The sequence below is a fragment of the Segatella sp. genome (assembly GCF_977051555.1).
In genome coordinates, this window is record NZ_CDRSSE010000003.1 from 78,925 (window position 1) to 101,545 (window position 22,621).

General features: G+C 47.2%; 19 protein-coding genes. 11 read left to right on the plus strand and 8 right to left on the minus strand.

The features are described 5' to 3' along the window. Positions 1-40: 40 nt before the first annotated feature. From rimM to tsaB, 4 genes are read right to left on the minus strand one after another with little or no spacing between them, the layout of a single operon-like run. The gene (gene rimM / locus ACWJAO_RS01310) at positions 41-562 is read right to left on the minus strand and encodes a ribosome maturation factor RimM (protein ID WP_117586415.1); all 522 of its coding nucleotides are present in this window, start codon (positions 560-562) and stop codon (positions 41-43) included. Between the two features lie 38 nt (positions 563-600). Further along, a complete protein-coding gene (gene murA, locus ACWJAO_RS01315) occupies positions 601-1,911 on the minus strand; it encodes a UDP-N-acetylglucosamine 1-carboxyvinyltransferase (protein WP_200756311.1) in 1,311 nt (436 codons plus the stop codon). 30 nt (positions 1,912-1,941) lie between these two features. Then, positions 1,942-2,541: a DUF4290 domain-containing protein gene (locus tag ACWJAO_RS01320; RefSeq protein WP_449138985.1), complete on the minus strand. Its 600-nt coding sequence runs from the start codon at positions 2,539-2,541 to the stop codon at positions 1,942-1,944. 29 nt (positions 2,542-2,570) lie between these two features. Further along, on the minus strand, positions 2,571-3,263 hold the full coding sequence (gene tsaB, locus ACWJAO_RS01325) for a tRNA (adenosine(37)-N6)-threonylcarbamoyltransferase complex dimerization subunit type 1 TsaB (RefSeq protein WP_153113532.1): 693 nt from the start codon (positions 3,261-3,263) through the stop codon (positions 2,571-2,573). A 91-nt stretch (positions 3,264-3,354) separates the two neighbouring features. Here tsaB and ACWJAO_RS01330 point away from each other — a divergent pair, with 91 nt between their 5' ends. From ACWJAO_RS01330 to ACWJAO_RS01365, 8 genes are all read left to right on the plus strand, one after another. Next, a complete protein-coding gene (locus ACWJAO_RS01330; RefSeq protein ID WP_296081667.1) occupies positions 3,355-4,233 on the plus strand; it encodes a YicC/YloC family endoribonuclease in 879 nt (292 codons plus the stop codon). A 114-nt stretch (positions 4,234-4,347) separates the two neighbouring features. Then, a complete protein-coding gene (gmk, locus tag ACWJAO_RS01335) occupies positions 4,348-4,923 on the plus strand; it encodes a guanylate kinase (RefSeq protein WP_449138986.1) in 576 nt (191 codons plus the stop codon). Between the two features lie 103 nt (positions 4,924-5,026). Next, positions 5,027-5,614, plus strand: a complete 588-nt coding sequence (nadD, locus tag ACWJAO_RS01340) for a nicotinate (nicotinamide) nucleotide adenylyltransferase (RefSeq protein WP_449138987.1) — start codon at positions 5,027-5,029, stop codon at positions 5,612-5,614. Between the two features lie 55 nt (positions 5,615-5,669). After that, entirely contained in the window at positions 5,670-7,577 is a 1,908-nt protein-coding gene (locus ACWJAO_RS01345) for a phosphoethanolamine transferase (protein WP_449138988.1), read from the plus strand. A gap of 2 nt (positions 7,578-7,579) precedes the next feature. Continuing rightward, on the plus strand, positions 7,580-8,725 hold the full coding sequence (locus tag ACWJAO_RS01350) for an acyltransferase family protein (RefSeq protein WP_449138989.1): 1,146 nt from the start codon (positions 7,580-7,582) through the stop codon (positions 8,723-8,725). Between the two features lie 176 nt (positions 8,726-8,901). Then, positions 8,902-9,912, plus strand: coding sequence for an acyltransferase family protein (locus ACWJAO_RS01355; RefSeq protein WP_449138990.1), 1,011 nt, complete (start codon positions 8,902-8,904; stop codon positions 9,910-9,912). Between the two features lie 30 nt (positions 9,913-9,942). Then, the gene (locus ACWJAO_RS01360; protein WP_449138991.1) at positions 9,943-10,848 is read left to right on the plus strand and encodes a decaprenyl-phosphate phosphoribosyltransferase; all 906 of its coding nucleotides are present in this window, start codon (positions 9,943-9,945) and stop codon (positions 10,846-10,848) included. Positions 10,849-10,852: 4 nt separating this feature from the next. Then, positions 10,853-11,509, plus strand: coding sequence for a haloacid dehalogenase-like hydrolase (locus tag ACWJAO_RS01365; RefSeq protein WP_449138992.1), 657 nt, complete (start codon positions 10,853-10,855; stop codon positions 11,507-11,509). A 21-nt stretch (positions 11,510-11,530) separates the two neighbouring features. Here ACWJAO_RS01365 and ACWJAO_RS01370 read toward each other — a convergent pair whose 3' ends face one another. The 3 genes from ACWJAO_RS01370 to ACWJAO_RS01380 all read right to left on the minus strand — a co-directional run bounded on the left by ACWJAO_RS01370 (position 11,531) and on the right by ACWJAO_RS01380 (position 17,529). Next, complete coding sequence (locus ACWJAO_RS01370) at positions 11,531-12,952, minus strand: ATP-binding protein (RefSeq protein ID WP_449138993.1); 1,422 nt, start codon at positions 12,950-12,952, stop codon at positions 11,531-11,533. 711 nt (positions 12,953-13,663) lie between these two features. After that, positions 13,664-13,852, minus strand: a complete 189-nt coding sequence (locus ACWJAO_RS01375; RefSeq protein WP_449138994.1) for a hypothetical protein — start codon at positions 13,850-13,852, stop codon at positions 13,664-13,666. A gap of 17 nt (positions 13,853-13,869) precedes the next feature. Continuing rightward, the gene (locus ACWJAO_RS01380) at positions 13,870-17,529 is read right to left on the minus strand and encodes a GLUG motif-containing protein (RefSeq protein ID WP_449138995.1); all 3,660 of its coding nucleotides are present in this window, start codon (positions 17,527-17,529) and stop codon (positions 13,870-13,872) included. 872 nt (positions 17,530-18,401) lie between these two features. Here ACWJAO_RS01380 and ACWJAO_RS01385 point away from each other — a divergent pair. Genes ACWJAO_RS01385 through ACWJAO_RS01395 form a run of 3 tightly spaced genes read left to right on the plus strand, consistent with a single transcriptional unit; the run spans position 18,402 to position 21,379 of the window. Beyond that, positions 18,402-19,382, plus strand: a complete 981-nt coding sequence (locus ACWJAO_RS01385) for an acyltransferase family protein (RefSeq protein ID WP_449138996.1) — start codon at positions 18,402-18,404, stop codon at positions 19,380-19,382. Between the two features lie 51 nt (positions 19,383-19,433). Further along, entirely contained in the window at positions 19,434-19,871 is a 438-nt protein-coding gene (locus ACWJAO_RS01390; RefSeq protein WP_153080216.1) for a GtrA family protein, read from the plus strand. Between the two features lie 29 nt (positions 19,872-19,900). Further along, positions 19,901-21,379: a DUF6080 domain-containing protein gene (locus ACWJAO_RS01395; RefSeq protein WP_449138997.1), complete on the plus strand. Its 1,479-nt coding sequence runs from the start codon at positions 19,901-19,903 to the stop codon at positions 21,377-21,379. Positions 21,380-21,450: 71 nt separating this feature from the next. Here the strand turns inward: ACWJAO_RS01395 and ACWJAO_RS01400 are convergent, their stop codons facing one another. Beyond that, positions 21,451-22,476 (minus strand): hemolysin activation protein, encoded by a 1,026-nt coding sequence (locus ACWJAO_RS01400; protein ID WP_449138998.1) that lies wholly within the window; start codon positions 22,474-22,476, stop codon positions 21,451-21,453. Positions 22,477-22,621 lie beyond the last annotated feature (145 nt).

Consider the following 22,621-nt stretch of genomic DNA (forward strand, 5'->3'; position numbering starts at 1 on the left):
TTTATGATTAGTAAAGCCGTTGAATTCTTCACTCTTCACTTTACAAGTCTAGCAATCCCTCCGGAATCGCCATTCTGATTTCTTTCTTTTCAGCACTCACCTCTTCGATGAGGTCGTTGCTGGCAGGAATGAGGATTTCATCACCTGCATCGGTTGTTACCTCGAAAAGAAGGTTGAGGGTGGAATCGTCTACATGATCGATAGTTCCTACCACCTTGCCGCTTACGGCATCTACCAGGTGGAAACCGATGATTTCTGCCCAACTCATGTTCTCCTCATCACTGTCAGAGAGATGACGTGGGAAGAAAACCTCGCAACCGGTATAGTTGCGTGCCTGCTCCTGAGTATCGATATCCTCAAACTTCACGAGCACATTCTCATCGTTCTTAAAACGGTATTCCTCTAAATAGAAAGGCACGAGGATGCCATCGATGTCGAGCACCAGGTACTCGGCATCTACACGGTCGAAAACATCATCGGTTATGGCGAAAGTTATCTCGCCCTTCACGCCATGAGGTTTTCCCAACTTGCCTATCTTATATACTTCGTCGCGTCTAATCATTCAACATTTAACACTTAACATTCAACATTCAACATTGATTAATCACTGACACGGGTTATCTTGGCTCCCAGCGCATTGAGGCGATGTTCGATATCCTCGTAACCGCGGTCTATCTGGGCGATATTAGCGATGCGGCTGGTACCGTTGGCACTCATGGCAGCAATCAGCAGGGCAATACCGGCACGGATATCAGGACTGGTCATCCTGCCGGCACGCAACTTAATCTTATGGTCATGACCTACCACCACCGCACGGTGAGGGTCGCAGAGAATGATCTGTGCACCCATATCAATCAGTTTATCCACGAAGAAGAGGCGGCTCTCGAACATCTTCTGATGGAAGAGAACGCTGCCGCGAGCCTGGGTAGCCACTACGAGGAGCACGGAGAGAAGGTCTGGCGTGAGTCCTGGCCAAGGGGCATCGGCAAGCGTCATGATGGTGCCGTCAATAAACGAATCGATGACATAATGCTTCTGCTCAGGAATCACAAGGTCATCGTTCTCTATCTTTATCTTCACACCCAGACGGCGGAATGCATCAGGGATAATACCCAAATCCTTGACAGACACATTCTTGATGCGTACACCCTCGCCACACATTGCCGCCATGCCGATAAACGAACCTACCTCAATCATATCGGGCAGGATGCGATGCTCGGCACCATGCAGTTTATCCACACCCACGATGGTGAGCAGGTTGCTGGCGATGCCGCTGATCTGGGCGCCCATCGCATTGAGCAGATGGCAGAGCTGCTGGATATATGGTTCACAAGCTGCATTGTAAATGGTGGTAGTGCCCTTTGCCAAAACAGATGCCATGATGATATTGGCGGTACCGGTAACCGAAGCCTCATCGAGCAACATATAGCAGCCCTTCAGCTTCTTTGCCTGTATCTGATAAACATTACGCTCGTCATCGTGAACGAAGTTGGCGCCCAGATACTTGAAGCCCAGAAAGTGGGTATCCAGACGGCGACGTCCTATCTTATCGCCACCCGGCTGAGCTATGGTAGCCTTGCCACATCTTCCGAGCAGCGGACCTATCATGAGCACACTACCACGAAGAGAAGAACATTTCTTCACGAACTCCAGACTGTCGAGATAATCGAGTTTCAACTCATCACTTTGGAATGTATAATCGTGACGGCTGTGCTTGGTTACCTTGACACCTATCTCCTGGAGCAACTTAATCAGGTTGTTCACATCCAGGATGTCCGGCACGTTGGTGATGCGCACAGGCTCGTCGGTAAGGATTGTGGTACAGATAACCTGCAGGGCCTCGTTCTTGGCACCCTGAGGTGTGATAGTACCTTTGAGCGGATGACCGCCCTCTATGATGAAAGACTCCATAAGCTTGTCTACTATATATAATAATGTGGATTACTTTTTCTTCTTATTATTATTTACATTCTTAGGCTGTGCCTCAATCTTCTCGAAAACGAAGGTATCGAGATCGAGCTGGATGTTGCCATCGGTAAAGCGTGCCAGATCGGAAGCTACCTTGGCAACATCGCTGGAACCATGGCTCCAGGTTACCAGGTCGCGATGCATCTGGTTGGCAGTAAGCTCCACGAGTTTATCGCGCTCCTCACTTGGTTCCATTGTCTTCAGCTTTTCGAAAATCTCGAAGAGCATAGCTCCATAATGGCGCACCGGGATGCGCTGCATAGGATATGGCAAAGGCTCCGGCTTGGTTGCTATCTTCTCAGCATCCGATACATCATAAGGGAAATCGATGTCGAGCTGGAAATTGCTCATGATGGCAAGCTGGTCCCAAAGCTTCTGCTCATGGTCTTCTACCCCTCTGTTTTCTGGGAACATACGGTCCATGACGGCGATAATGGTCTCTGCACAACGCTGGCGCTCTTCACGGTCGGTAAGCGTCAGACAATGGTCTACCATCTGCTGAATCTCACGGCCATATTCAGGCAGAATGAGCTTAGCTCTCTGGGTATTATAGTCTAATCCTTCTATATTCATTCTTACAATATTTTATATAATCAATAATTCTAGAGCAGTTTCTTAGGCATCTTAGCCACGAAATCCTTGAGATAGAAAGGCACGAAATATGCCACATCTTCGAATTTGCCCTCTACAAAACGCTTCTCTGCCAACGGAGCCATATTCTTAGCCAAAGGCTCAATGCCCTCTACGAGGTGAGCATTCGGGTGGTTGATGGTCTCCATACACTTGGCAGCGCCATTTCCGAAGAAGTACACATGATGCTGGTCCAGATATTCCTTGTAGGTATCAGCATCCACAATATCAGCCTGGATAGGGCGAACCACCTTCAGGGCGCGGTCGAGCACTTCGGCATATACCTCCATGCGGCGGGCGTCGAGCATAGGTACGATGAGGGCGTCTTCCTCCTCAGGATGTTCGCCAAGCAATACAGGCACAGCCATCAGTTCGAGTGTCGGAACAGCGATGAGTTTCACACCGCGACCATAACAGATGCCCTTCGCCATACTCACTCCGATTCGCAATCCGGTATAGGAACCCGGACCACAACTTACCGCCACAGCCTCCAGTGGAAGACCATGAGAATCGAGGAAATCAAGAGCCTCATCCACAAACACACCCAACTTAATAGCATGGTTAGGACCTGTGTGATCTTCCTGGTTGAAAATCACCTGTCCACTATCACTAATTGCCACTGAGCACACGTCCGTACTCGTCTCAATATTCAAAATACACGACATAATTTAAAAATATATTCTTAAATAAGGTGCAAATATACTCATTTTCTCGCTTTTTTTTGTACTTTTGCAGAAATTTAACGCGAAAGATTATATGATACAGTCAATGACAGGCTTCGGAAAAGCTACCGCGGCCTTTAAAACAAAGAAGATTAATGTAGAGATAAAGTCATTAAATAGCAAGACTCTTGACCTCTCTACTCGTATTGCTCCGCTCTATAGAGAGAAGGAGATGGAAATCCGTCAGTATATCTCTAAACATTTGGAAAGAGGCAAGGTTGACTTCGCCATCTGGATTGATAAGGATGCTACTACGGATGCCACTCCTATCAACGCGGCGCTTGTACAGAATTATTACCAGCAAATCAAGAAGATTTCGGCTGAAACAGGCATTCCTGAGCCAACCGACTGGTACAGCACTTTGTTGCGTCTTCCTGATGTAACAACGAAGACGGATGTGGAAGAATTGAGCGATGAGGAGTGGGAAGTGGCAAAAAATGCAATTTGCGAGGCTGTAGACCATCTCGTAGCCTTCCGCAAGCAGGAAGGAGCTGCTCTCCAGAAGAAATTCACAGAGAAGGTGGATAATATCCAGACTCTCCTTGCCAGCATCGAACCATACGAGAAGGCTCGCGTGGAGAAGATCAGACAGAACATCGTCAGCGGTCTGCAGCAGATTCCGAATGTGGATTACGACAAGAACCGCCTGGAGCAGGAACTCATCTACTACATCGAGAAGCTCGACATCAGCGAGGAAAAGCAGCGCCTTGCCAACCACCTGAAGTATTTCCGCGAGACCATGAATGAGGAAGGTCATGGTGTAGGCAAGAAACTCGGTTTCATCGCACAGGAAATGGGACGCGAAATCAACACCACCGGCTCTAAGAGCAACCAGGCAGAGATGCAGAACATCGTGGTGAAGATGAAGGACGAACTGGAGCAGATCAAGGAGCAGGTGCTGAATGCCCTCTAAAGCAGAATGCCCTCTAAACAAGAGGCAGGCACCCCTCTCGCCCCCGTTCCAGGCGATTCCATCGCCTGTCCAAAGCCCCCATCAAAAACAGCAAACAAAGAAAAGAAGAAAAAAATGAAGAACGGATTATTAATTTTCAGCGCCCCATCGGGCAGCGGTAAGAGCACAATAGTAAACTGGCTGATGAAAGAGCACCCGGAATTGAAGCTGGCTTTCTCTATCAGCTGCACCTCTCGTGCTCCTCGCGGTACAGAACAGAATGGCGTAGAGTATTTCTTCCTCTCTCCAGAGGAATTCAAGGCTAAGATTGAGGCTGACGAGTTCCTGGAGTATGAGGAGGTTTACCAGAACAGATTCTACGGCACCCTGAAGTCACAGGTAGAAAACCAACTTGCCAAGGGCGAGTCGGTGATTTTCGATGTAGACGTGAAGGGTGGTGTGAACATCAAGAAGTTTTATGGCGAACGTGCCTTGAGCATCTTTGTCCAGCCTCCTTCGGTAGAGGAATTGCGCCGCCGTCTGGTTGGCAGAAAAACTGATGCGCCTGAGGTTATCGAGCAGCGCCTTGCCAAGGCAAGCTATGAGCTGACCTTTGCCCCTCAGTTTGACCACGTGGTCGTTAACGATGACCTGGAGAAGGCTCAGCAGGAGGTTTACCAGCTCGTCAAGGCCTTTTTAGACGCAGAATAGCAAAAGCCAAAAGCCCAAAGCAGAGCCCCCGTCCCAGGCGATTCCATCGCCTGGCCCAAAGACAAATACAGCTCGCTTTGCTAATCATAAAGTTCAAAGTTCTATGTTCAAAGTTCAAAGTAAGAAGGTAGGAATCTTTGGCGGTAGCTTCAACCCCATCCATACGGGCCATATCTCATTGGCGAAGAGCCTTTGCGAGAAGGCCTGCCTGGACGAGGTGTGGTTCATGGTCTCTCCAATGAACCCATTCAAGAAGACCGCTACCGACTTGCTCGATGACCACCTGCGCCTGGAAATGGTAGAGAAGGCGCTGGAGCACGAGCCACAACTGAAGGCATGCGACTATGAGTTCCGCCTGCCTAAGCCATCTTATACCTGGCATACGCTGCAAGCCATCAGCAAGGATTACCCGGAAAATGAGTTCACCCTGCTGATTGGTGGCGACAACTGGGCAGCTTTCGACAAGTGGTATCACCACGACGACATCCTAGCCCACTATCCCATCGTGGTTTATCCGCGTCAGGGAGCCAGCATTGGCAATGTGCCGGATGGCGTTACCATCGTAGAAACTCCACTGCTCAACATCAGCAGCACGGAAATCAGAAAGCGTATCAAAGAGGAGGAAAGCATCAGGGGAATGGTGCCGGAATGCATCGAACAACTGGCTGTCAGAAACTACAGGCAGCTCTAGCCATCCCTCTCTCCGAAATCGCTTAAAATCATATTTAAACAACAAACAGCAAAAAATGAGTTGGAAAGAAATCATTAAGAAGTGTCTGAACGTGGCTTCTGCGCCGATTCGCAGAAATGCCAACTTCTTTGTGTTCATGTACCTGCTGGGCATGATCAGTTCTATCGTGACTACACCAGCCAAGGGCACTTTATACGACAATCTGTTCCTGGAACTCTTTGTCGACCTCTATGTTGTGTGTGCCGTTGTCGCCATCTTCCCCAAGAAGGTGCGCTGGGGTCTGCGTGCCGTACTATACCTTATATTATATAGTACAGCTGCCGCCGACACCTATTGCTACGTGAATTTCGGCTCTACGCTCAACCCTTCTATGCTGATGCTGGTGGGCGAGACCAACAGTTCGGAGGCTAGCAGTTTCCTCTCAGCCCTCATCTCTGTCGAGGTTCTCTTCAGTAGTGTGGGCTGGATTCTGCTTCTGGCTCTCATCCAGATTCTCATCGCCATCTTCCGCAAGCAGCTCATCAAGCTATACGTTTTCATCATTACCGTTCTGGAGTTGGCTTCAGTCAAGAAACGGTTGATGGCTATCCCCCGCATGACTGCAGCCATGCCTGCCAGCTTCGGAATCCTATGCCTCATCATCCTCATCACAGGATGCTGTACCTCCTGGCACAACAAGATGGCTTACCATAAACTCATGAATGGTAGAACGATAGGCGAAGTAGAGCATATCCTGACAGAGAAGGATCATGCTGTACTCTATCTGCCAATCTACCGACTCCAATTCAGTATCTATGCCAACCAGCTGGCTGCGCATCAGATTACCCAACTCATTCATGCTGCCCACGAGGTAAAGGTTGACAGCTGCAGCTACCGCTCGCCAAACATCGTACTGATTATCGGCGAAAGCTTCGGCCGCCATCATTCCCAGCAGTACGGCTATTTCATGGATACCACTCCACAACAGGTAGCCCTGGAGAAATCGCGCAAGCTCACCAAGTTTACCGATGTGGTAACCTGCTGGAACCTGACCAGTTTCGTTTTCAAGAACATGCTCTCTACCCATGTGGTAGGCGAGAAAGGCGAATGGTGCGACTATCCGCTCTTCCCTGAAGTGTTCCGCAAGGCAGGCTACAACGTAACCTTCATCACCAACGAATTCCTGCCACAGGCAAAGGAGGCGGTTTACGACTTCAGCGGCGGTTTCTTCCTGAACAACCCGGAGTTGAGCAAGTTCCAGTTTGACCACCGCAACACCCAGCTCCACGACCTGGACGACGGACTGCTGAAGGATTATGATGACAGTCTGAAGAACTTCCAGAAGGAGCACAACCTCACCATCTTCCACCTGATGGGACAGCATGTAAACTATAAGCAGCGTTACCGCACGAAGCAAGCCCGGTTCTGGGCAAGCAGTTATGAAGACAAGCGCCCTGAACTGACCAATGCCCAGCGCAAGATGCTGAGTCATTACGATAACGCCACCCTCTACAACGACTCTATCGTAGCCCAGATTGTAAAGCGTTTCCAGAAGCAGGATGCCATCGTCATCTACGTGCCCGACCACGGCGAAGAATGCTACGAAGAGAACCGTGGCTTCATCTGCCGTAACCATTCTGCTGAAATCGACTGGCCGCTGGCTCACTATGAGTTTGAAATTCCGTTCTGGATATACTGTTCGTCAAAATATATCAGGAACCATCGCGATATCTACCGTCAGATACGCAAGGCCAAGGATAAGCGCTTCATGACCGATGCCCTGCCTCATCTCCTGCTGTATCTGGCTGGCATTGAGACTCCTACCTATAAGGAGGAATATAACATCCTGAGTCCGAAATATGACGAGATGCGACCACGTATCCTCAAAAACTCTGCCGATTACGACAAACTTCGTGATGCGCATCTGGAAAAGATAAAAAAGGAAGAAAGTAAAAAGGTAAAAAAGAAAGAAAGGAGAAACTGATTATGAATAGTGCTATTCTATCACGCCCGGCATGCAATGCCCTGAGAGGACTCGCCATCATCGGCATCTTCATGCATAACTACTGCCATTGGCTGGGCCCTATCGTCAAGGAGAACGAGTATCAGTACTTTCAGCACAATGTTGACTGGCTGAACCAGGTGATGGTCAGTATGGACCTCAACCTGCCTGTACACCTGCTCTCGTTCTTCGGCCATTACGGTGTGCCCGTATTCCTCTTCCTGAGTGCTTACGGACTGGTGATGAAATACGAGGCAAAACCTCATCTCTCTACCGAACAGCAGACCAGAATGTATAACATATCGGGCAAGAAACTTACAGGAAGCATCAACTGGCGCGAACCGCTCCACTTTATCCGCTATCACTATCTGAAACTCTTCAAGATGATGATAGTAGGTTTCGTGGCATTCACGATGGTTGACTACATCACGCAGGGTCCTCACCACTATCAGGTGCTGGATATCATATCGATGTTGGGCATGTTCAACAATGTGCTGGAGAATCCGGACAACATCATCTGGCCGGGTCCGTACTGGTTCTTCGGTCTGATGCTGCAACTTTACATCATCTACCGTCTGCTGCTCTATCGCCGCTATTGGGGATGGATCGTAGGATTGATGGCCATCTGCATCGTCATTCAACTCATCCTGGGCTTTGACAATCCGGAGAGTGAAGTGATGAACCGCTACCGCTACAACTTTATGGGTGGCATGCTGCCATTCGGTCTGGGCATACTCTATGCCAGATATGGCGAAAAGATACTCATGACGTTCCATTCGCCTATCACCAACTTCTTTGGCTGCATCTTCTGTCTGTCGCTTATCTTCAGTCTGAGCGGCAGCATGGTTGGCTGGACCTTCGTGCCTTTCTTCTTCTGTCTGCTGAGCGTATTGGTAGCCGACCTACTCCAGAATATCAGCTGGTTATCAGGCTTATATAAGGTATTAGAGTGGATGGGCAGCATATCAGCCGCCCTCTTCGTAACCCATCCTATCACCCGCAAGATATTCATCCCTATCAGCCGTCAGGGCGACATCTATGCCGGTCTGCTCCTCTACATCATATCGAGCATCTGCCTGGCATGGCTCTTCACCCAACTGATGAAGAAGATTCCAAACCCGAAGCCCTAACCCTCTCTTCAATAGGAAGAAGGAAGGACAAAGGAAAAAGCAAGAACAAAGGGAAAAGGAAGAAAGAAGAAAGAACGAAGAAGAAGCAAGCAGCAAGAAAGAAAGCAGCAAGCGCGCCCCCGTTCCAGGCGATTCCATCGCCTGTCCCCCATAATAAATAAAAAAGATAACCCAGCATGAATTGGAAGATAAAAGATATAGAACTGGCGAATATCAGCCGGTTTCGCGGCGAGTTGATGGGAGCAGCCATGCTGTTCATCATCCTCTTTCATGTAGCATTGCCTAGAGAAGATGCCTTTTACGGGCTTCGCAGAATGGGCAATGTCGGTGTAGACATGTTCCTCTTTCTCAGCGGAATAGGTCTCTGGTTCTCGTGGATGAAGAATCCTTCTGCCAAACATTTCTTCATCCGCCGTTATCTGCGCATCTACCCTACCTGGCTCATCATCGCCTGCCTCTTCTATATCCCGGCTTTCCAGGGCGGAAGCACCTGGAACTGGATCTATCTCTTTGGCGAGATAACCATCAACTGGGGCTTCTGGCTGCATGATGAGCTCAACTTCTGGTACATCCCGGCTACGATGATGCTCTATCTCTTTGCCCCTGCCTATATGGAACTCATCAAGCGCCATCCTATCTACCGCTGGCTGCCGGTGGTGATGATCATGTGGTGCATCCTGGTACAATATGTCACCCCGATACATCAGGCAGTAGGACATCTGGAGATATTCTGGAGCCGCGTGCCTATCTTCTTCATCGGCATCAATATGGGTGAGATGGTAAGACAGAAACAGACGCTCGACGGTGCTTCGATATGGATGATATGGCTCATGTTCCTGATGACGCTGCTGGCGAGCATCTTCCTGGAACAGGAGAAGCACGGCATGTTTCCGCTCTTCCTGGAGCGCATGCTCTATATCCCGCTCACCATCACCAGCATTCTGCTGCTGAACCGCATCTTCCGCCGCACACCGGGCTGGTTTAACAGGGGTTTCATGTTTGTGGGAGCGCTGAGTCTGGAGTGTTATCTGCTCCATATCCACTTCGTGCTGAAATACATAGAACCGCATCACTTGGGCTATTGGCCTACCTTCTTCATCTGCATAGGCATCACCCTGCCTGCAGCGTGGATTCTGAGCAAGATAGCCGGATGGATTTCTAAAGAGTTAGCTAAGTTTATCAAGTAAAAAAGAATTTATTAAGAAAATAGGAGTTTTATGAACGAGAATAAATTGGAAGACAGTAAAGGTTTTGCAGCGCTGCTGCGACTGGTTCGCCCGAAGCAATGGATCAAGAATGGCTTTATCTTCTTACCGCTGTTCTTTGGCGGCGCCTTGTTGCATGCAGATGCTCTGCTGGCGGGTCTGATTACTTTCTTCGCCTACAGTTTTGCTGCATCTAGCATCTATTGTTTCAACGATATCTATGATGTGGAGGCCGACCGCCGCCACCCTGTCAAGTGCCATCGTCCGATAGCATCGGGGGCGGTCAGCATCAAGCAGGCATACGGACTGATGTTCCTGATGTTTGCCCTTTCTATGGGTGTATGCTGTCTGCTAGAATCATGGGAAACGATGGGAATCATCATCTTCTATTGGCTTCTGAATCTCGGCTACTGCGCCAAATTCAAGCAATATGCCATCATCGATGTGTGTATCGTGGCCTTCGGTTTCGTACTTCGTCTGCTGGCAGGTGGTGTAGCAACGGGCATCGTACTCAGTAAGTGGATTGTGCTGATGACCTTCCTCATCACCCTCTTCATGAGTTTTGCCAAGCGCCGCGATGATGTGCTGCGCATGGAGAAGACGGGCGAGGCTCCCCGCAAGAATACCAGCCGCTACAACCTCACCTTCATCAACCAGGCTATTACGATTACGGCTTCCGTAACCCTGGTATGTTACATCATGTATACGGTGAGTCCGGAGGTGATTGAGAATTTCCATACCGAGAATCTCTATCTTACGAGTGTCTTTGTGCTGGTTGGTTTGCTGAGATACATCCAGATAGCCGTGGTAGACCAGAAGAGTGGTGACCCTACGAAGATTATCCTGCGCGACCGCATCACCCAGTTTATCGTGCTTGCCTGGCTGCTCTCTTTCCTGATCCTTATTTATATCGTATAAGAAAATGAAGAAAAAATTATATTGTTTCGATTTCGACGGAACGCTGACAACAAGCGATACCCTGCTGGAATTCATCAGATATGCCAAAGGTACCGGTCGCTTTCTGATGGTTTTCCTGATGTACAGTCCGCTCCTGGTACTGATGAAGCTGCATCTCTTTCCCAACTGGAAGGCGAAGCAACTCATCTTCACCCATCTTTTTGCAGGCATGCGTATAGAGAAGTTTGATGCGCTCTGCCGCGATTTTGCCGAAGAATACCAGCATCTGTTGCGCCCCAAGGGTGTTACGCTGGTACACGAAGCCCTGGTTGCCGGTGCTCAGGTTTTCATCGTGAGTGCCAGCATCGACAACTGGGTTCGCCCGTTCTTTAAAGTTCGCGGCCTAGATGGAGTTAAGGTTTTAGGCACCCAGATAGAAGTGATTGACGGCAGACTTACCGGCAAATTCAAGAGCAACAACTGTTATGGCGCAGAAAAGGTGCATCGCATCACAGAGGCACTTTCAGCACCCACATCCACCTTCTCTCCAGCATCCACCTCCTCTCCTGCATCCGTTCCCTTCGACCGCTCCCAATACGAGATAGAAGCATTCGGTGATAGCCGTGGCGATCAGGAAATGCTTGCCTTCGCCGACAAAGAACATTACAAGCCTTTTAGATAAAACGTGGTTATTAGCCCAAAATCAAGTGAACAGGTCGTCCATTGTGATTTGTACTTGAGCCAAGGCCGCATACTGTGTAAGGCGTACGCCAAAAGTAGTAATCATCGTTGGGATAATGCCACTTTTTATCCCTGTTTCTGCCACGAAATCAGCCATACGATTACGAATGCGCATATCCTCCTCCTTAGTGATCGTGTAAGGCATCTGCGAATACTTGATTTCACATAGATTCACGAGATTATCGGCACGTTCTATCAGCAAGTCGATTTGCGCAGCTGGCTTTGAAACCTTACTTCGCCAAGAATAATACTCGGTATGGATTTGGTCTATACCTAAGAAATGCTTGATTTGAGGAATATGCAACATGCAAACTCGCTCAAAAGCCAATCCATACCAAGTATTTTGACGAGGTTTGCCCATCAAGTGAGTCCAATATCCCGTGTCCGTCGTACCAGGATGGCAAAACGTCATATAAAATAATGTATAGAGGTCGGTGAGCTGAAAGATTTGATCTTTCTGCTTTATCTTCTTATCCCTGGTATTATACCCTCTTACGAAATCGCAATTTATCAATTCACTAAGAACCTTTGTCAAGGTTCCACCCGATTTCAGCTTCAATTTCTCCGTGATTTCCTTTCGAGTCATACCTTGTCTACATGATGCAAGTGCCTCTATGACACGCATATAGACCTCAGAATTTCTAAACAAGGACGAATAAAGTCTTCCATATTCTCGCTTCAGCTCAGCGTGGGATGAGAAAAACAATCTGTCGACATTCCCTTCCACACCTTGCTTTTTATCCAACAAACTGAGATAATAAGGCACACCACCCAGGATGCTATATATCTGAAGGATAGAAATGCGAGTCCATGAGAATCCATAAGCTTGCAGCATCAGTTCCGTCTCACGAAGAGTAAAAGGAGCAAGATACATCTCGTGCGTTATCCTATTATGAAGCCCACCATGACTATCTATCAGATTGGCTATCATCCATGACGTGGCACTGCCACAAACGATAAGCATGATTTCACTTTGGTAAGCAGCCCATCCGTTCCAAAAGTGCTCAAAAGCCTGTTGGAAACCAGATTTCGGTGTATCCAAGCAGGGTAGTTCATCGATAAAAACAACGAGTCGTTCTCCTTTCATTTTTGCCTTTAACAACTGTTTCAAAGCCTCAAAAGCCTCTGTCCAATTCTGAGGAATAGACTGTTGGGAATCTCCATATTCTCTCAGCGCAAACCCGAAATTAGAGAGTTGCGCCTCAGCTGGTGCCTCTATAGACCCAGACATATCAAAGGCGAACTTATCACGGAAGAGATTTCTCACAAGATAAGTCTTGCCGATACGACGCCTGCCATATACAGCCACAAACTCAGCTTTGCCAGAATGATAATATTCTGTCAACAGCCCGATTTCTTTCTTTCGTCCGATAATTTGCTCCATACCTTTTTAATCTAACTTTAATAATGGTGCAAATATAAGATAATTATTCGAGAAAAGCAAGGATTCTTTAGCCAAATCGATGAATTTTAACTCGATTTGGCTAAAGAATAGGTTATACTATAGCCAAATCGAGCCATTTCCCTTCGATTTGGCTATAGAATATCTTGTAGATACCTTTCTATTTTATCCTTTCGCCCGCTCCCAATACGAGATAAAAGCATTCGGTGATAGCCGTGGCGATAAGGAAATATCGCGCCTGTAAGGGTAAAAGCTTTAGTGAGTAGGTAGTAAACTAAATATAGGAAACTACAGGCTGTATCGGGTTACTGATATGGCTGCATCGGGTTACGAATATGGCTGCGCTGGGTTACGGATATGGCTGCGCTGGGTTACGAATATGGCTGCGCTGGGTTACGAATATGTCTGCATCGGGTTACAGATATTACTGCGTAAGCTAACGGAGACGTATCCGTAAGCTTATCGAGACGTCTGCGTAAGCTAACTGAGACGTCTGAACTCGCTGACTGAACTACCTGAATTGTCTTACTGAACTACTTGAGTTGCTTGATTGAACCACTTGAGTTGCTTGGCTGACAACATAAAACATATAATTTCCGTCTCAGTCTGCATCCGTATCATATCCCAAAAGGGCTGCAAGCGGTATTGTTACCATTTGCAGCCCTTACTTATATTAGTATCAGAAGCGTAAAATTACACTCCCTGACCTGGGTAGTTCGGATCATTCGAACCGAAGCCTGGTCCCCAACTATCCCATTCTTCTTGCGATATTCCACCTCCGGTACTTCCTCCACCGGTTTCTTCTCCACTTCCTGCCAGGATGCAAGGAGTATTTATTTCAAATACCTGAATTGCAGGTGATATATATTCTTTCTTTTTCATAATTCCTTGTTGATTAATTATTTAACACTAAATTTCTTACCATTCTTGATATAGATGCCCTTGCGAGGTGTTCCCATTACGCGCTGGCCCTCTAACGTATAGATGGCTGATGAACCAGTCTGTTTGCCATCTCCTAAGCTGATGATGCGGATACCTGTAGTAGAACTGTCGTCTGGCAAACCGATGCTAAACAGCATGGTACGTGAAGAAGCCGACTGCGATGGCTGGACGTTCAGATACATGCGATAAGGAGACAAATCACCGGTGTGGATACCAAACTTACCATCTTCACGGAAACTGTAGCTTCCCTCTGCCATAGGAGTAGTTGTATAAACACCACCTATTGAGGCACTTTCCAGTTCATGGCAGATAGTCATAAAGCCACTCTTACCATCCCAGTCTCTCAGAGTCAGCGACTTGGCTGTTGGAGCTGCGTTATACTCTACATTCTGTGCCGTTACAACCAAATTCTGAGCTGTTCCCTCTGCACCAAGCTTAACAATCATTGGTGTACCAGCCTTGATGATAGACTGCTCATCGAGCATAAGAACGAATTTCAATACACTTGCATCATTTGTAGGCATGTGAATCATCATATCTCCTACCGGATAGCATTTCTCTGCACCAGTAACATCAGCAACATTGATATCGAAAGGAAGGCAGAGTGTTACATAACCCGTCTGTCTCTCATTGAGCTGACGGCTATACTGAAGGTTCTTCACCGTGAACTCAGCCTGGGTGTTGATGGCTGTAGAAGCATCATCGGTAAGGTTCAGTTCCTTGACATAGAACTTGCCATCTTCTGCCTTAGCCTCCAGTGTTCCATCTGCATCAGCGAAATACTTATGAAGAGTGCAGCCTTCGTTGCGGCAGCCCATGTGATAGATGTGCTTGTCGGAGTCGAACTCTGGGCTAGTTAAAGTGGCAGATGCTACGTGAATCAATTCACTATCAGAAGAACTGTTGCTATATGAGGAAGTCGTTCCATCGCAGTAACGGAATGATCCATTATATACTGTATTGCCCTCAGCAGCTGTCAGTACAGGATAAGCATTTTCGCCCAACTTCTGATACCATGCCAAGGTGCTTCCTTCTGCAGAGGTAGATGTAGAGCCATTCAGCAGCCATGCCACCTCACCGCTCTTTATCTGCTGTTTGGTGAATGCCTTGACCACGTCAGCTTCAACCTTTCCGTCTTCGAAAGTCAGATTTCCCTTACCAACTATTTTGATGTTCTCAGATGAGTTGTTCAGCAATGCCTCCTTGTTGTAAGCTGTAATGCCCTTTGCGGTTAGTGTACCGTCTACATAACCTATAATGATTCCTGAATTAAGATTTGTATTCTTATTATTCGTCACATCTCCATAACTGAATACATTCTGGATATTGCTGTTAGCCACCGTTTGTCCTGCTATGCCACCGGTATACAAACCTGTGCTTGATATCTTGCCATAGTTGGCGCAATCTTCGATACTTGTTCCATAAGCATACCCTATGATTCCACCAATATAGTTATTATTGTTTTCAACGGTTCCATAATTGATGCTGCGCCTGATGTTTATTTCAGTGCTATGACCTGCAATTCCGCCAACAGACTTTGTGCCCTTCACGCTGGAGTGATTCTCGCAGTTTTCGAGATTTATTTTGGCAAATCCAACAATACCGCCAGTATCTTCTTGTCCTATTACAGTACAATTCTTTGTGGTTTTAATGCCCTTTATATGTGCTGGAGAATCCGGGTATGCGTATGCATATCCTGCCAAGATACCGGTGTAAGATGTATTCGTGCCTGTTGTGTTCACATTCTCCACCTTGGCATTGTCAAAGATAAGGTCTTGGATAGTCGCACCGTCAGTATAGCCAAAAAGCCCCACATAGTTTTGTGCTGTCTTGATATAGAGATGTGAGATGGTATGTCCCTGACCGTCCATATTTCCCTTCCAGCTATTATTGACATAGCCTATCGGAATCCAGCTCAAGAGTTCCTTGCCGTCTTCTGCCGCATGGCAGTAGTTCTTTAGGTCGATATCCGCAGTCAGCATGGCAGATGCCGAAGGGTGAGTAGTTCCAGCTACTCCGCCTTCGTCCACGATAGTTCCGTTCACATAGTCACGGAACCACGCCAAATGGCAAGGTTTGGCTATCAGGTACACCCCATTTTCCTCTGAAGGCTTGACAGCCACATAATGCTGGCAACGCTTGCAATAGCCATCCTCATTGTTGTCGTGTCCAAGGGCAGGATGCTCTGCGTTCGTTACATCAGTCAATTCCTTGGTCAATTGGCTGTCGGAATATGTCCTTTGGCAGTCCTGGCATTGCCAATATTCCTTGGTTGCTGCTTCGGTGCAAGTAGCGTCTGTAGCAGCATGGTGAATTGTCGTTCCGTGTTGATACATTATTGCGGAACTGGTGGTATTGTTGGTGAAACTACCCGTCACCACCTCATAGGTTTTGCAATTTACAAGCAAATCTTCAGTAGCATAAACCTGATGCTCCGAACCAATGACAGGATAGATGTCTCCATCATTAGCCAGATTTTGTCCCCATTTTGCTTTGCTCGAAGCGTTTTGCTGGAGCTGATAGGCAACAACACCGCTCTTCAGCTTGGTTTCTGTAATTCCTGTTGCGTTATCTTCTGAAGGCTTGCCATTTCCGAAGGCTTTTACAGTTTGTTCTTGACCGTTTACAGTCAGCTTTGCGCCACTATAGTATGCCACCATGCCTTCAGTAGCCCCAGAACTAGAATAGCCAAAAAACATGCCTACATTTTGTATTTTGTTTGTGACACTGATGTTGCCATAGCTGAACACGTTCTGTATCTTGCCTTTGTTTACAGAACCAGCCATGCCAGCAATACGATCTGTACCTTTTACATCTCCATAATTGGCGCAATCTTGGATTGTTCCGCTATCGAAATAGCCAACTAAGCCACCGACACCCAGACTTGATGCAGTTACATTTCCATAGTTGGCACAGGCGGTCATAGAATTACCTGTTCTACTGTAGTAGCCGCAAAGACCGCCGATATATTGTATTCCTTGTACCGTGGCGTAGTTCACACAGTTGTAGGCGTTACCATCAAGATAACCTGCAATACCGCCAGTATATTTACCTCCTTTTATCTGGCAAGTATTTGATATTTTGATATTTTGAAGGGTACTTCCCCAAAATGCCTTACCAACTAAAACTCCTGCGTAATTGTTCGTATTTGTCACATTCGCATACTCAAAGGTTAGGTTCTTGATTGTACCTTCAAAGGTATAACCGAAAAGTCCCATATTCTCTTGGCTTGCATTGATATAAAGGTTGGTGATGGTCTTGCCATTTCCGTCGAAAGTGCCTACGTATAGTTTATTATAATTTCCAATAGGCACCCAACTCTGTTCGTCTATCTTTTTAGAGGCATCAGCCGCATGACAGAAGTTCTTTAGGTCTATGACCTCAACATTATCTGCAATCTTAGCGCAGATTTTTTTATTTCCGCCATTCACCTGATCGCGGAACCACGCCAACTCCTCAGCTTTGGTGATGATGTAAGGATGGTCTGTACTTCCGTCACCCTCTGACGGTTGACTAGCTGTTTGCGCCCATGCCCCCCCATAAGGCATGAGGATAGCCATCACGAGCAGCAGCATCGTGACGAGCCGATTCGATTTGTGTAATTGTTTCTTTTTCATACACTTTTTGTTATAAATGATAAATGTTAATATTTTGTCTTATATATCTGCTTGCCTGTTTATCGCAAAGATAAGGAGCTTTCCTCTATGATGGGATAGGCTTCGCCATCATGCCCATTGGATCATCAGAACGAAGATGATTCCTGGAAACATAAGAGGCTTGCCTGTATGATGAACAGGTATGCCGAACAGCATTCCGGCATGGCTCCAATCTCGCAATCATGGAGCAAATATACAAAAAATATTTGGAAAAAGGTGTCGCATTCCCCTGCCTAGGTGTCGCATTGCTATCATTTAGGTGTCGCATTGGTGGGGGAATGCGACACCTGAAAGGGGCTATTCCCGATAAAAATGTCTCTTTTCTCTTGTATTTTTCAAAAATTAACAATTTCTGCTTTCAATCATCCAAAGCTGCATTTGTAGCCGGATAGTCACTCTCTTCCGTCACTCAGAGTATCCTAAAAGTCCGTTTTGCGTGATGCCAATAATACGAAAAAAGGGGCAGCATGTTCGTTCTACAGTCCCTAGATATAACCTTAGTGAAGCCTGTAATGAATCATTTTATCGCACCCTTTAGAAAGATATAATTGTAAAGATTATGTATCTTTTATGGTATTTATATACACCTCCAAGAATACTGCTCAACTACCCATGTACGGCGAAACGCCGTATCAAGTATATCAACTCGCTGATTTACAGCATATTGCTTACTCTATTTTGCATATAATTTAAGTACAAACTGAAGGTCCGTTTCAAAAAGATTTTGAGAATCTGGGGGATTTCAGGCAAAAAGATTTTGAGGAAAAGAATATTTTTTGTAAATTTGCCCCCAATTGTAACATCAACAAATAAAGATTTTGAAGATATTCATTATGAAACAAAGGAATACAGACATCGACTGGATAAGAGCCATCCTCATCATTCTCATGATATTGATTCATATCGTGAGCTTCGGCAACGCATACCCCCAGCTCAAGGCAGGCATCCTCTCGTTCATGATGCCTACCTTCCTCATTATCACAGGCTATCTTGTCAATATCGAGAAAAGCCCAAAGGAGATGGGAAGGTACCTGATGTGTCTCGCCTTGCCTTACGTCATCATGGTTACCGGATTTTCTGTACTTTCCTATTTCATGCCCGTAAGAGATGGCATCACGGAACTATCCCTCGCGCAGATTTGTGAAAAGATATTCGTTACTTCCATCGGTCCCTATTGGTTCATCCAGACCATGATTATCTGCGGCATTCTCTATTACGTCAGTTTCAAGGGAGCAACCTGGGGGAAACTCAGACAAGGGGAAACGACGATGAGTACCACTACAAGCCTCTTTATCTTCGCCACCCTACTCCTGCTCCTGTCCAAGACACCTGCTCTTTCGCCGAGTGCCGCCACCTATTATTTCATCGGCGTTGTGCTCAGACAATGCCATATCGGCTTTGACAGGATATTCCGCCCTTCCCCAGCAGCCCTACTTCTCTGGCTGCTACTTCTGGGCATGGAAGAATGGTACGACTGGGGAACGCTCGCCATCGTCTTTTCCTGCTGGTGCTGCATTTCATCCCTGATGTGGATTCACAGCCTCATCATCCGCTTACAGGATAAAGCCTGCATCCGAAAAACAGAAGACACCTTATTATATATAGGTCGCAACACGCTGCCTATCTACCTCTTCCACCCCATCTTTACGATGGCAGCCAAGTTTTATCATCCCTTCTTTGGCTGGGACAGGAGCGAGATTATCTTCGCCCTCGTTACCATCTTCATCGCCATAGCCGGAAGCATCGGCATCGCAAAGATGATGGAGAAGACCCATCTGGCTTATCTCTTCGGAAAAGGAAAGATGCTGAGATAAATAATACCAGGATTATTTGGTAATTTGTAGATTTTGAAGTACTTTTGCAACATGAATATCAAGAACAAGATAAATAATATGGATGATGCCAAGCGGGAGAAGCTGGGCGAAGTCATCAGATTCGGAATCGTAGGCGGACTGGCTACGGTGCTGCAATATGTCATCTACCTGGCTATGATGCCGGCACTGACCCATTTTATCCCCAACATGGGCGACCACAGCCTGGCTACCACAGCCAACACCATCGCCTATATCGTGAGTTTCATCTTCAATTTCATCGCCAGCACCCGCTATACCTTCAAGGTAAAGGCGAATGCCAAGCGCGGAGCAGGATTCACCCTCTCCCACATCGTCAACTACTCGATGCAGACCCTCTGTCTCAACCTCTTCGTAGGCTTGGGTCTAGCCAAACAGCTGGCTATGATACCCACCCTCTGCATCTGCATCCCGGTAAACTTCCTTCTGGTGAGATTCTTTCTGAAGAAATAAGGGATTCCAAAACACGATAAAAGAAAGATATGAAAAAGATATTCGATATTTTTAAAATCAAGAAAGAGGAAAGATGGCTCGCATTGGGCATTTTCCTGACACTAGCCATACTGAATGGTGTGGTGATAGCCCGCTATGCCGGTACCTTTACCCTCGTTACGGATGACTATTACAAGAACTTCATCCGCCAATTCTGCGTATCCGGCTTCGACCCTTTAACCTATTGGGTATTAAGCGATTGGAGTGCGGCATATAATGTATACCGCCACCCGCTGCTCGCCTTTTACATGTATATCCCTTACCTCATCAATATGGGACTGATGAAACTCACAGGCTACAACTGTGCCCTTTTCATCGCAGTAATCATCCAGATGTTCTGCGGCATCTATGCCACCCTTTTCCTGCAGAGAATCTTTCGCGAAGTGCTGGAGCTGGACAAGGCAGCATCGTCTATTCTCACCTTGCTGTTCTTCTCCTTCGGCTACGTCATGGTAACCTGCATCGTGCCCGACCACTTCGTCATCTCCATGCTGCTGCTCATTCTGGCGCTCTACGTCTCCGGACGCAGAATCAAACATAACCACCCGCTCAAGATATGGCAAACGGTGGTATATTTCGTTCTGACAGCCGGCACATCACTCAACAATGGTCTGAAAATCTTCTTTTCAGCCCTCTTTGTCAACAGAAAGCGTTTCTTCCGCCCTAAATATCTCCTTCTGGCGGTCATCCTGCCAGCTGCCCTGCTATGGGGATTCTGCCGATGGGAATACCGCACCTTCGTATGGCCTGTCGAGATGGCACGGAAGGAGATGAAAGCCAAGAAGACTGCCGAAAAGGAAGCCCGACAGGAGCGTATGGCACAGCTCAAACAGATAAAGGATTCGCTGACAAAAGATTCCATCCAAAGAGGTCTGAAGATCATTACGCCTGAAGAAATAGCACAGAAAAACAAAAACGACAGCATACAGAAGGCAAAGCAACTGGCACGCAATGAAGCCAGAAAGAAAATAGGACCTAAGCAAGGTGCACCTATCATGAAAGGTGAATTCATGAACTGGACCGATGCCACCAGTTCCCGAACCCTGTCTATCGTAGAGAACCTGATGGGCGAATCTATCCAGCTGCATCAGGATTACGTGCTGCAGGATGAATTGCGCCACCGCCCGATGTTCGTCAACTACCGCTATGCCTTCAACTATATCGTAGAGGCACTCATCATCATCCTGTTCCTTGCCGGCATCTGGGCTGGCAGAAAGAGCAGGTATCTCTGGCTGGTGATGTCGTATTTCGGTCTCGACATGCTGCTGCATATCGGACTCGGATTCGGCCTCAACGAGGTATATATCATGGCAGGTCATTGGATATACGCCATTCCTATCGCCATCGGTTTCCTTCTGAAAGAAACCAGGCAGCAGCGCTACAGCCTCTGTCTGAAGAGTCTGTTGCTCACCATAGGACTGTTCCTGCTGATATATAACGGAATCCTGATTATCGGATATTTCTGCTAAATAAAAGAATAAGCACGCCCACTCTCATTCAAGTCAGAGAGCAGGCGTGCTTATTTATTTTAAGTCTGCGATTAAACGTGCTTATCACTTCCCAGCATTTTGCGCCAGCGGCGTCCCATTGCCTTGAAGATACCTGAGAAATTGCCATAGCGCAAGTTCAACAGCAGTTCCTCCAGAGAGCGCGACATCTTGATGAGCGGGTGTCCCCAGGCATTGGTCTTGTACAACCTTTCTTTGAAATCTACGTTTTCCACCACATATTTAGGATGTTTCAGCGGGAACTCCAGCTCATGGCGCTTCATGGTGAAGATACGGCGGTAAGCCTTCGGGGTGGTCTTCATGCTGCCCGCAAAATGGGTAGAATCTGCAGAGAGACCCAGATTATTGATGAGATTTCTGGATGGCATGATAGCCAGACTGGAATTCAGCAGCATCGAAGCCCAGAAGATACTCTCATAAAACTCCTTGCCGCTATGGGCATGATCCCAGCACATCGGAATGAAATCCTTGCGGTATCCACGTTGCTTCACCAGCGACTGCAGACGCTGCATAGCCTGCTTGTCGCGCAGGAAGGCATAATCACCCTCCCATTTATCCACCACGCGCCGCCAGGAAGCCCATCCCCAAATAGCGAAGATAGAGGTAAAGAAATAGCTGTCCTCGCAGTCGGGCGTTATCTCATCCTCATTGAATCCGGCAATCATGGCGATGCGTTCATCGTGCTCATAGCGGTCGAGCATCTCCTTACAGAAAGGGAAGAACGACTGGCTCGGCACATCGTCATCTTCCAATACGATGCACTTGTCCACCATCGAGAAAGCCCATTTCTGGGAGAGATACTCCGATGGGTCGCATCCCTGGTTTTTTGTCTGATAAGAGCGGTAAACCTCACACTCCCAATCAATATTCTCATCTGATGCAATCTGCCGGCAAGCCTCGATACCCGGCACGTCACGTTCGCCCCTTGCTCCATCCTGATAAAGGAACAACTTGGCAGGACGAGCCTTCTTCACCTCGTCGAACACTTTCTGAAAATTGTCGGGACGATTGAAGAAGAGCATCAATACGGCGACATCAATCTTAGCAGGCTGTTTCATATTTATGATATTCGTTAACGATACACAATCATCGGAAACTGTCATTTCCTTTTTTGCCACAAAGATAACTTAAAAAGAAGACAACGCCAAATAAAACCGCCACAAAAACCAGACAAAACGAAATATTTCCTCATTTTTCTTCTCA

What these genes read in the sequence shown, in the direction of transcription:
- rimM (WP_117586415.1), bottom strand. Translation starts at nt 562, where the DNA reads ATGATTAGACGCGACGAAGTATATAAGATAGGCAAGTTGGGAAAACCT.
- murA (WP_200756311.1), bottom strand. Translation starts at nt 1,911, where the DNA reads ATGGAGTCTTTCATCATAGAGGGCGGTCATCCGCTCAAAGGTACTATC.
- ACWJAO_RS01320 (WP_449138985.1), bottom strand. Translation starts at nt 2,541, where the DNA reads ATGAATATAGAAGGATTAGACTATAATACCCAGAGAGCTAAGCTCATT.
- tsaB (WP_153113532.1), bottom strand. Translation starts at nt 3,263, where the DNA reads ATGTCGTGTATTTTGAATATTGAGACGAGTACGGACGTGTGCTCAGTG.
- ACWJAO_RS01330 (WP_296081667.1), top strand. Translation starts at nt 3,355, where the DNA reads ATGATACAGTCAATGACAGGCTTCGGAAAAGCTACCGCGGCCTTTAAA.
- gmk (WP_449138986.1), top strand. Translation starts at nt 4,348, where the DNA reads ATGAAGAACGGATTATTAATTTTCAGCGCCCCATCGGGCAGCGGTAAG.
- nadD (WP_449138987.1), top strand. Translation starts at nt 5,027, where the DNA reads ATGTTCAAAGTTCAAAGTAAGAAGGTAGGAATCTTTGGCGGTAGCTTC.
- ACWJAO_RS01345 (WP_449138988.1), top strand. Translation starts at nt 5,670, where the DNA reads ATGAGTTGGAAAGAAATCATTAAGAAGTGTCTGAACGTGGCTTCTGCG.
- ACWJAO_RS01350 (WP_449138989.1), top strand. Translation starts at nt 7,580, where the DNA reads ATGAATAGTGCTATTCTATCACGCCCGGCATGCAATGCCCTGAGAGGA.
- ACWJAO_RS01355 (WP_449138990.1), top strand. Translation starts at nt 8,902, where the DNA reads ATGAATTGGAAGATAAAAGATATAGAACTGGCGAATATCAGCCGGTTT.
- ACWJAO_RS01360 (WP_449138991.1), top strand. Translation starts at nt 9,943, where the DNA reads ATGAACGAGAATAAATTGGAAGACAGTAAAGGTTTTGCAGCGCTGCTG.
- ACWJAO_RS01365 (WP_449138992.1), top strand. Translation starts at nt 10,853, where the DNA reads ATGAAGAAAAAATTATATTGTTTCGATTTCGACGGAACGCTGACAACA.
- ACWJAO_RS01370 (WP_449138993.1), bottom strand. Translation starts at nt 12,952, where the DNA reads ATGGAGCAAATTATCGGACGAAAGAAAGAAATCGGGCTGTTGACAGAA.
- ACWJAO_RS01375 (WP_449138994.1), bottom strand. Translation starts at nt 13,852, where the DNA reads ATGAAAAAGAAAGAATATATATCACCTGCAATTCAGGTATTTGAAATA.
- ACWJAO_RS01380 (WP_449138995.1), bottom strand. Translation starts at nt 17,529, where the DNA reads ATGAAAAAGAAACAATTACACAAATCGAATCGGCTCGTCACGATGCTG.
- ACWJAO_RS01385 (WP_449138996.1), top strand. Translation starts at nt 18,402, where the DNA reads ATGAAACAAAGGAATACAGACATCGACTGGATAAGAGCCATCCTCATC.
- ACWJAO_RS01390 (WP_153080216.1), top strand. Translation starts at nt 19,434, where the DNA reads ATGAATATCAAGAACAAGATAAATAATATGGATGATGCCAAGCGGGAG.
- ACWJAO_RS01395 (WP_449138997.1), top strand. Translation starts at nt 19,901, where the DNA reads ATGAAAAAGATATTCGATATTTTTAAAATCAAGAAAGAGGAAAGATGG.
- ACWJAO_RS01400 (WP_449138998.1), bottom strand. Translation starts at nt 22,476, where the DNA reads ATGAAACAGCCTGCTAAGATTGATGTCGCCGTATTGATGCTCTTCTTC.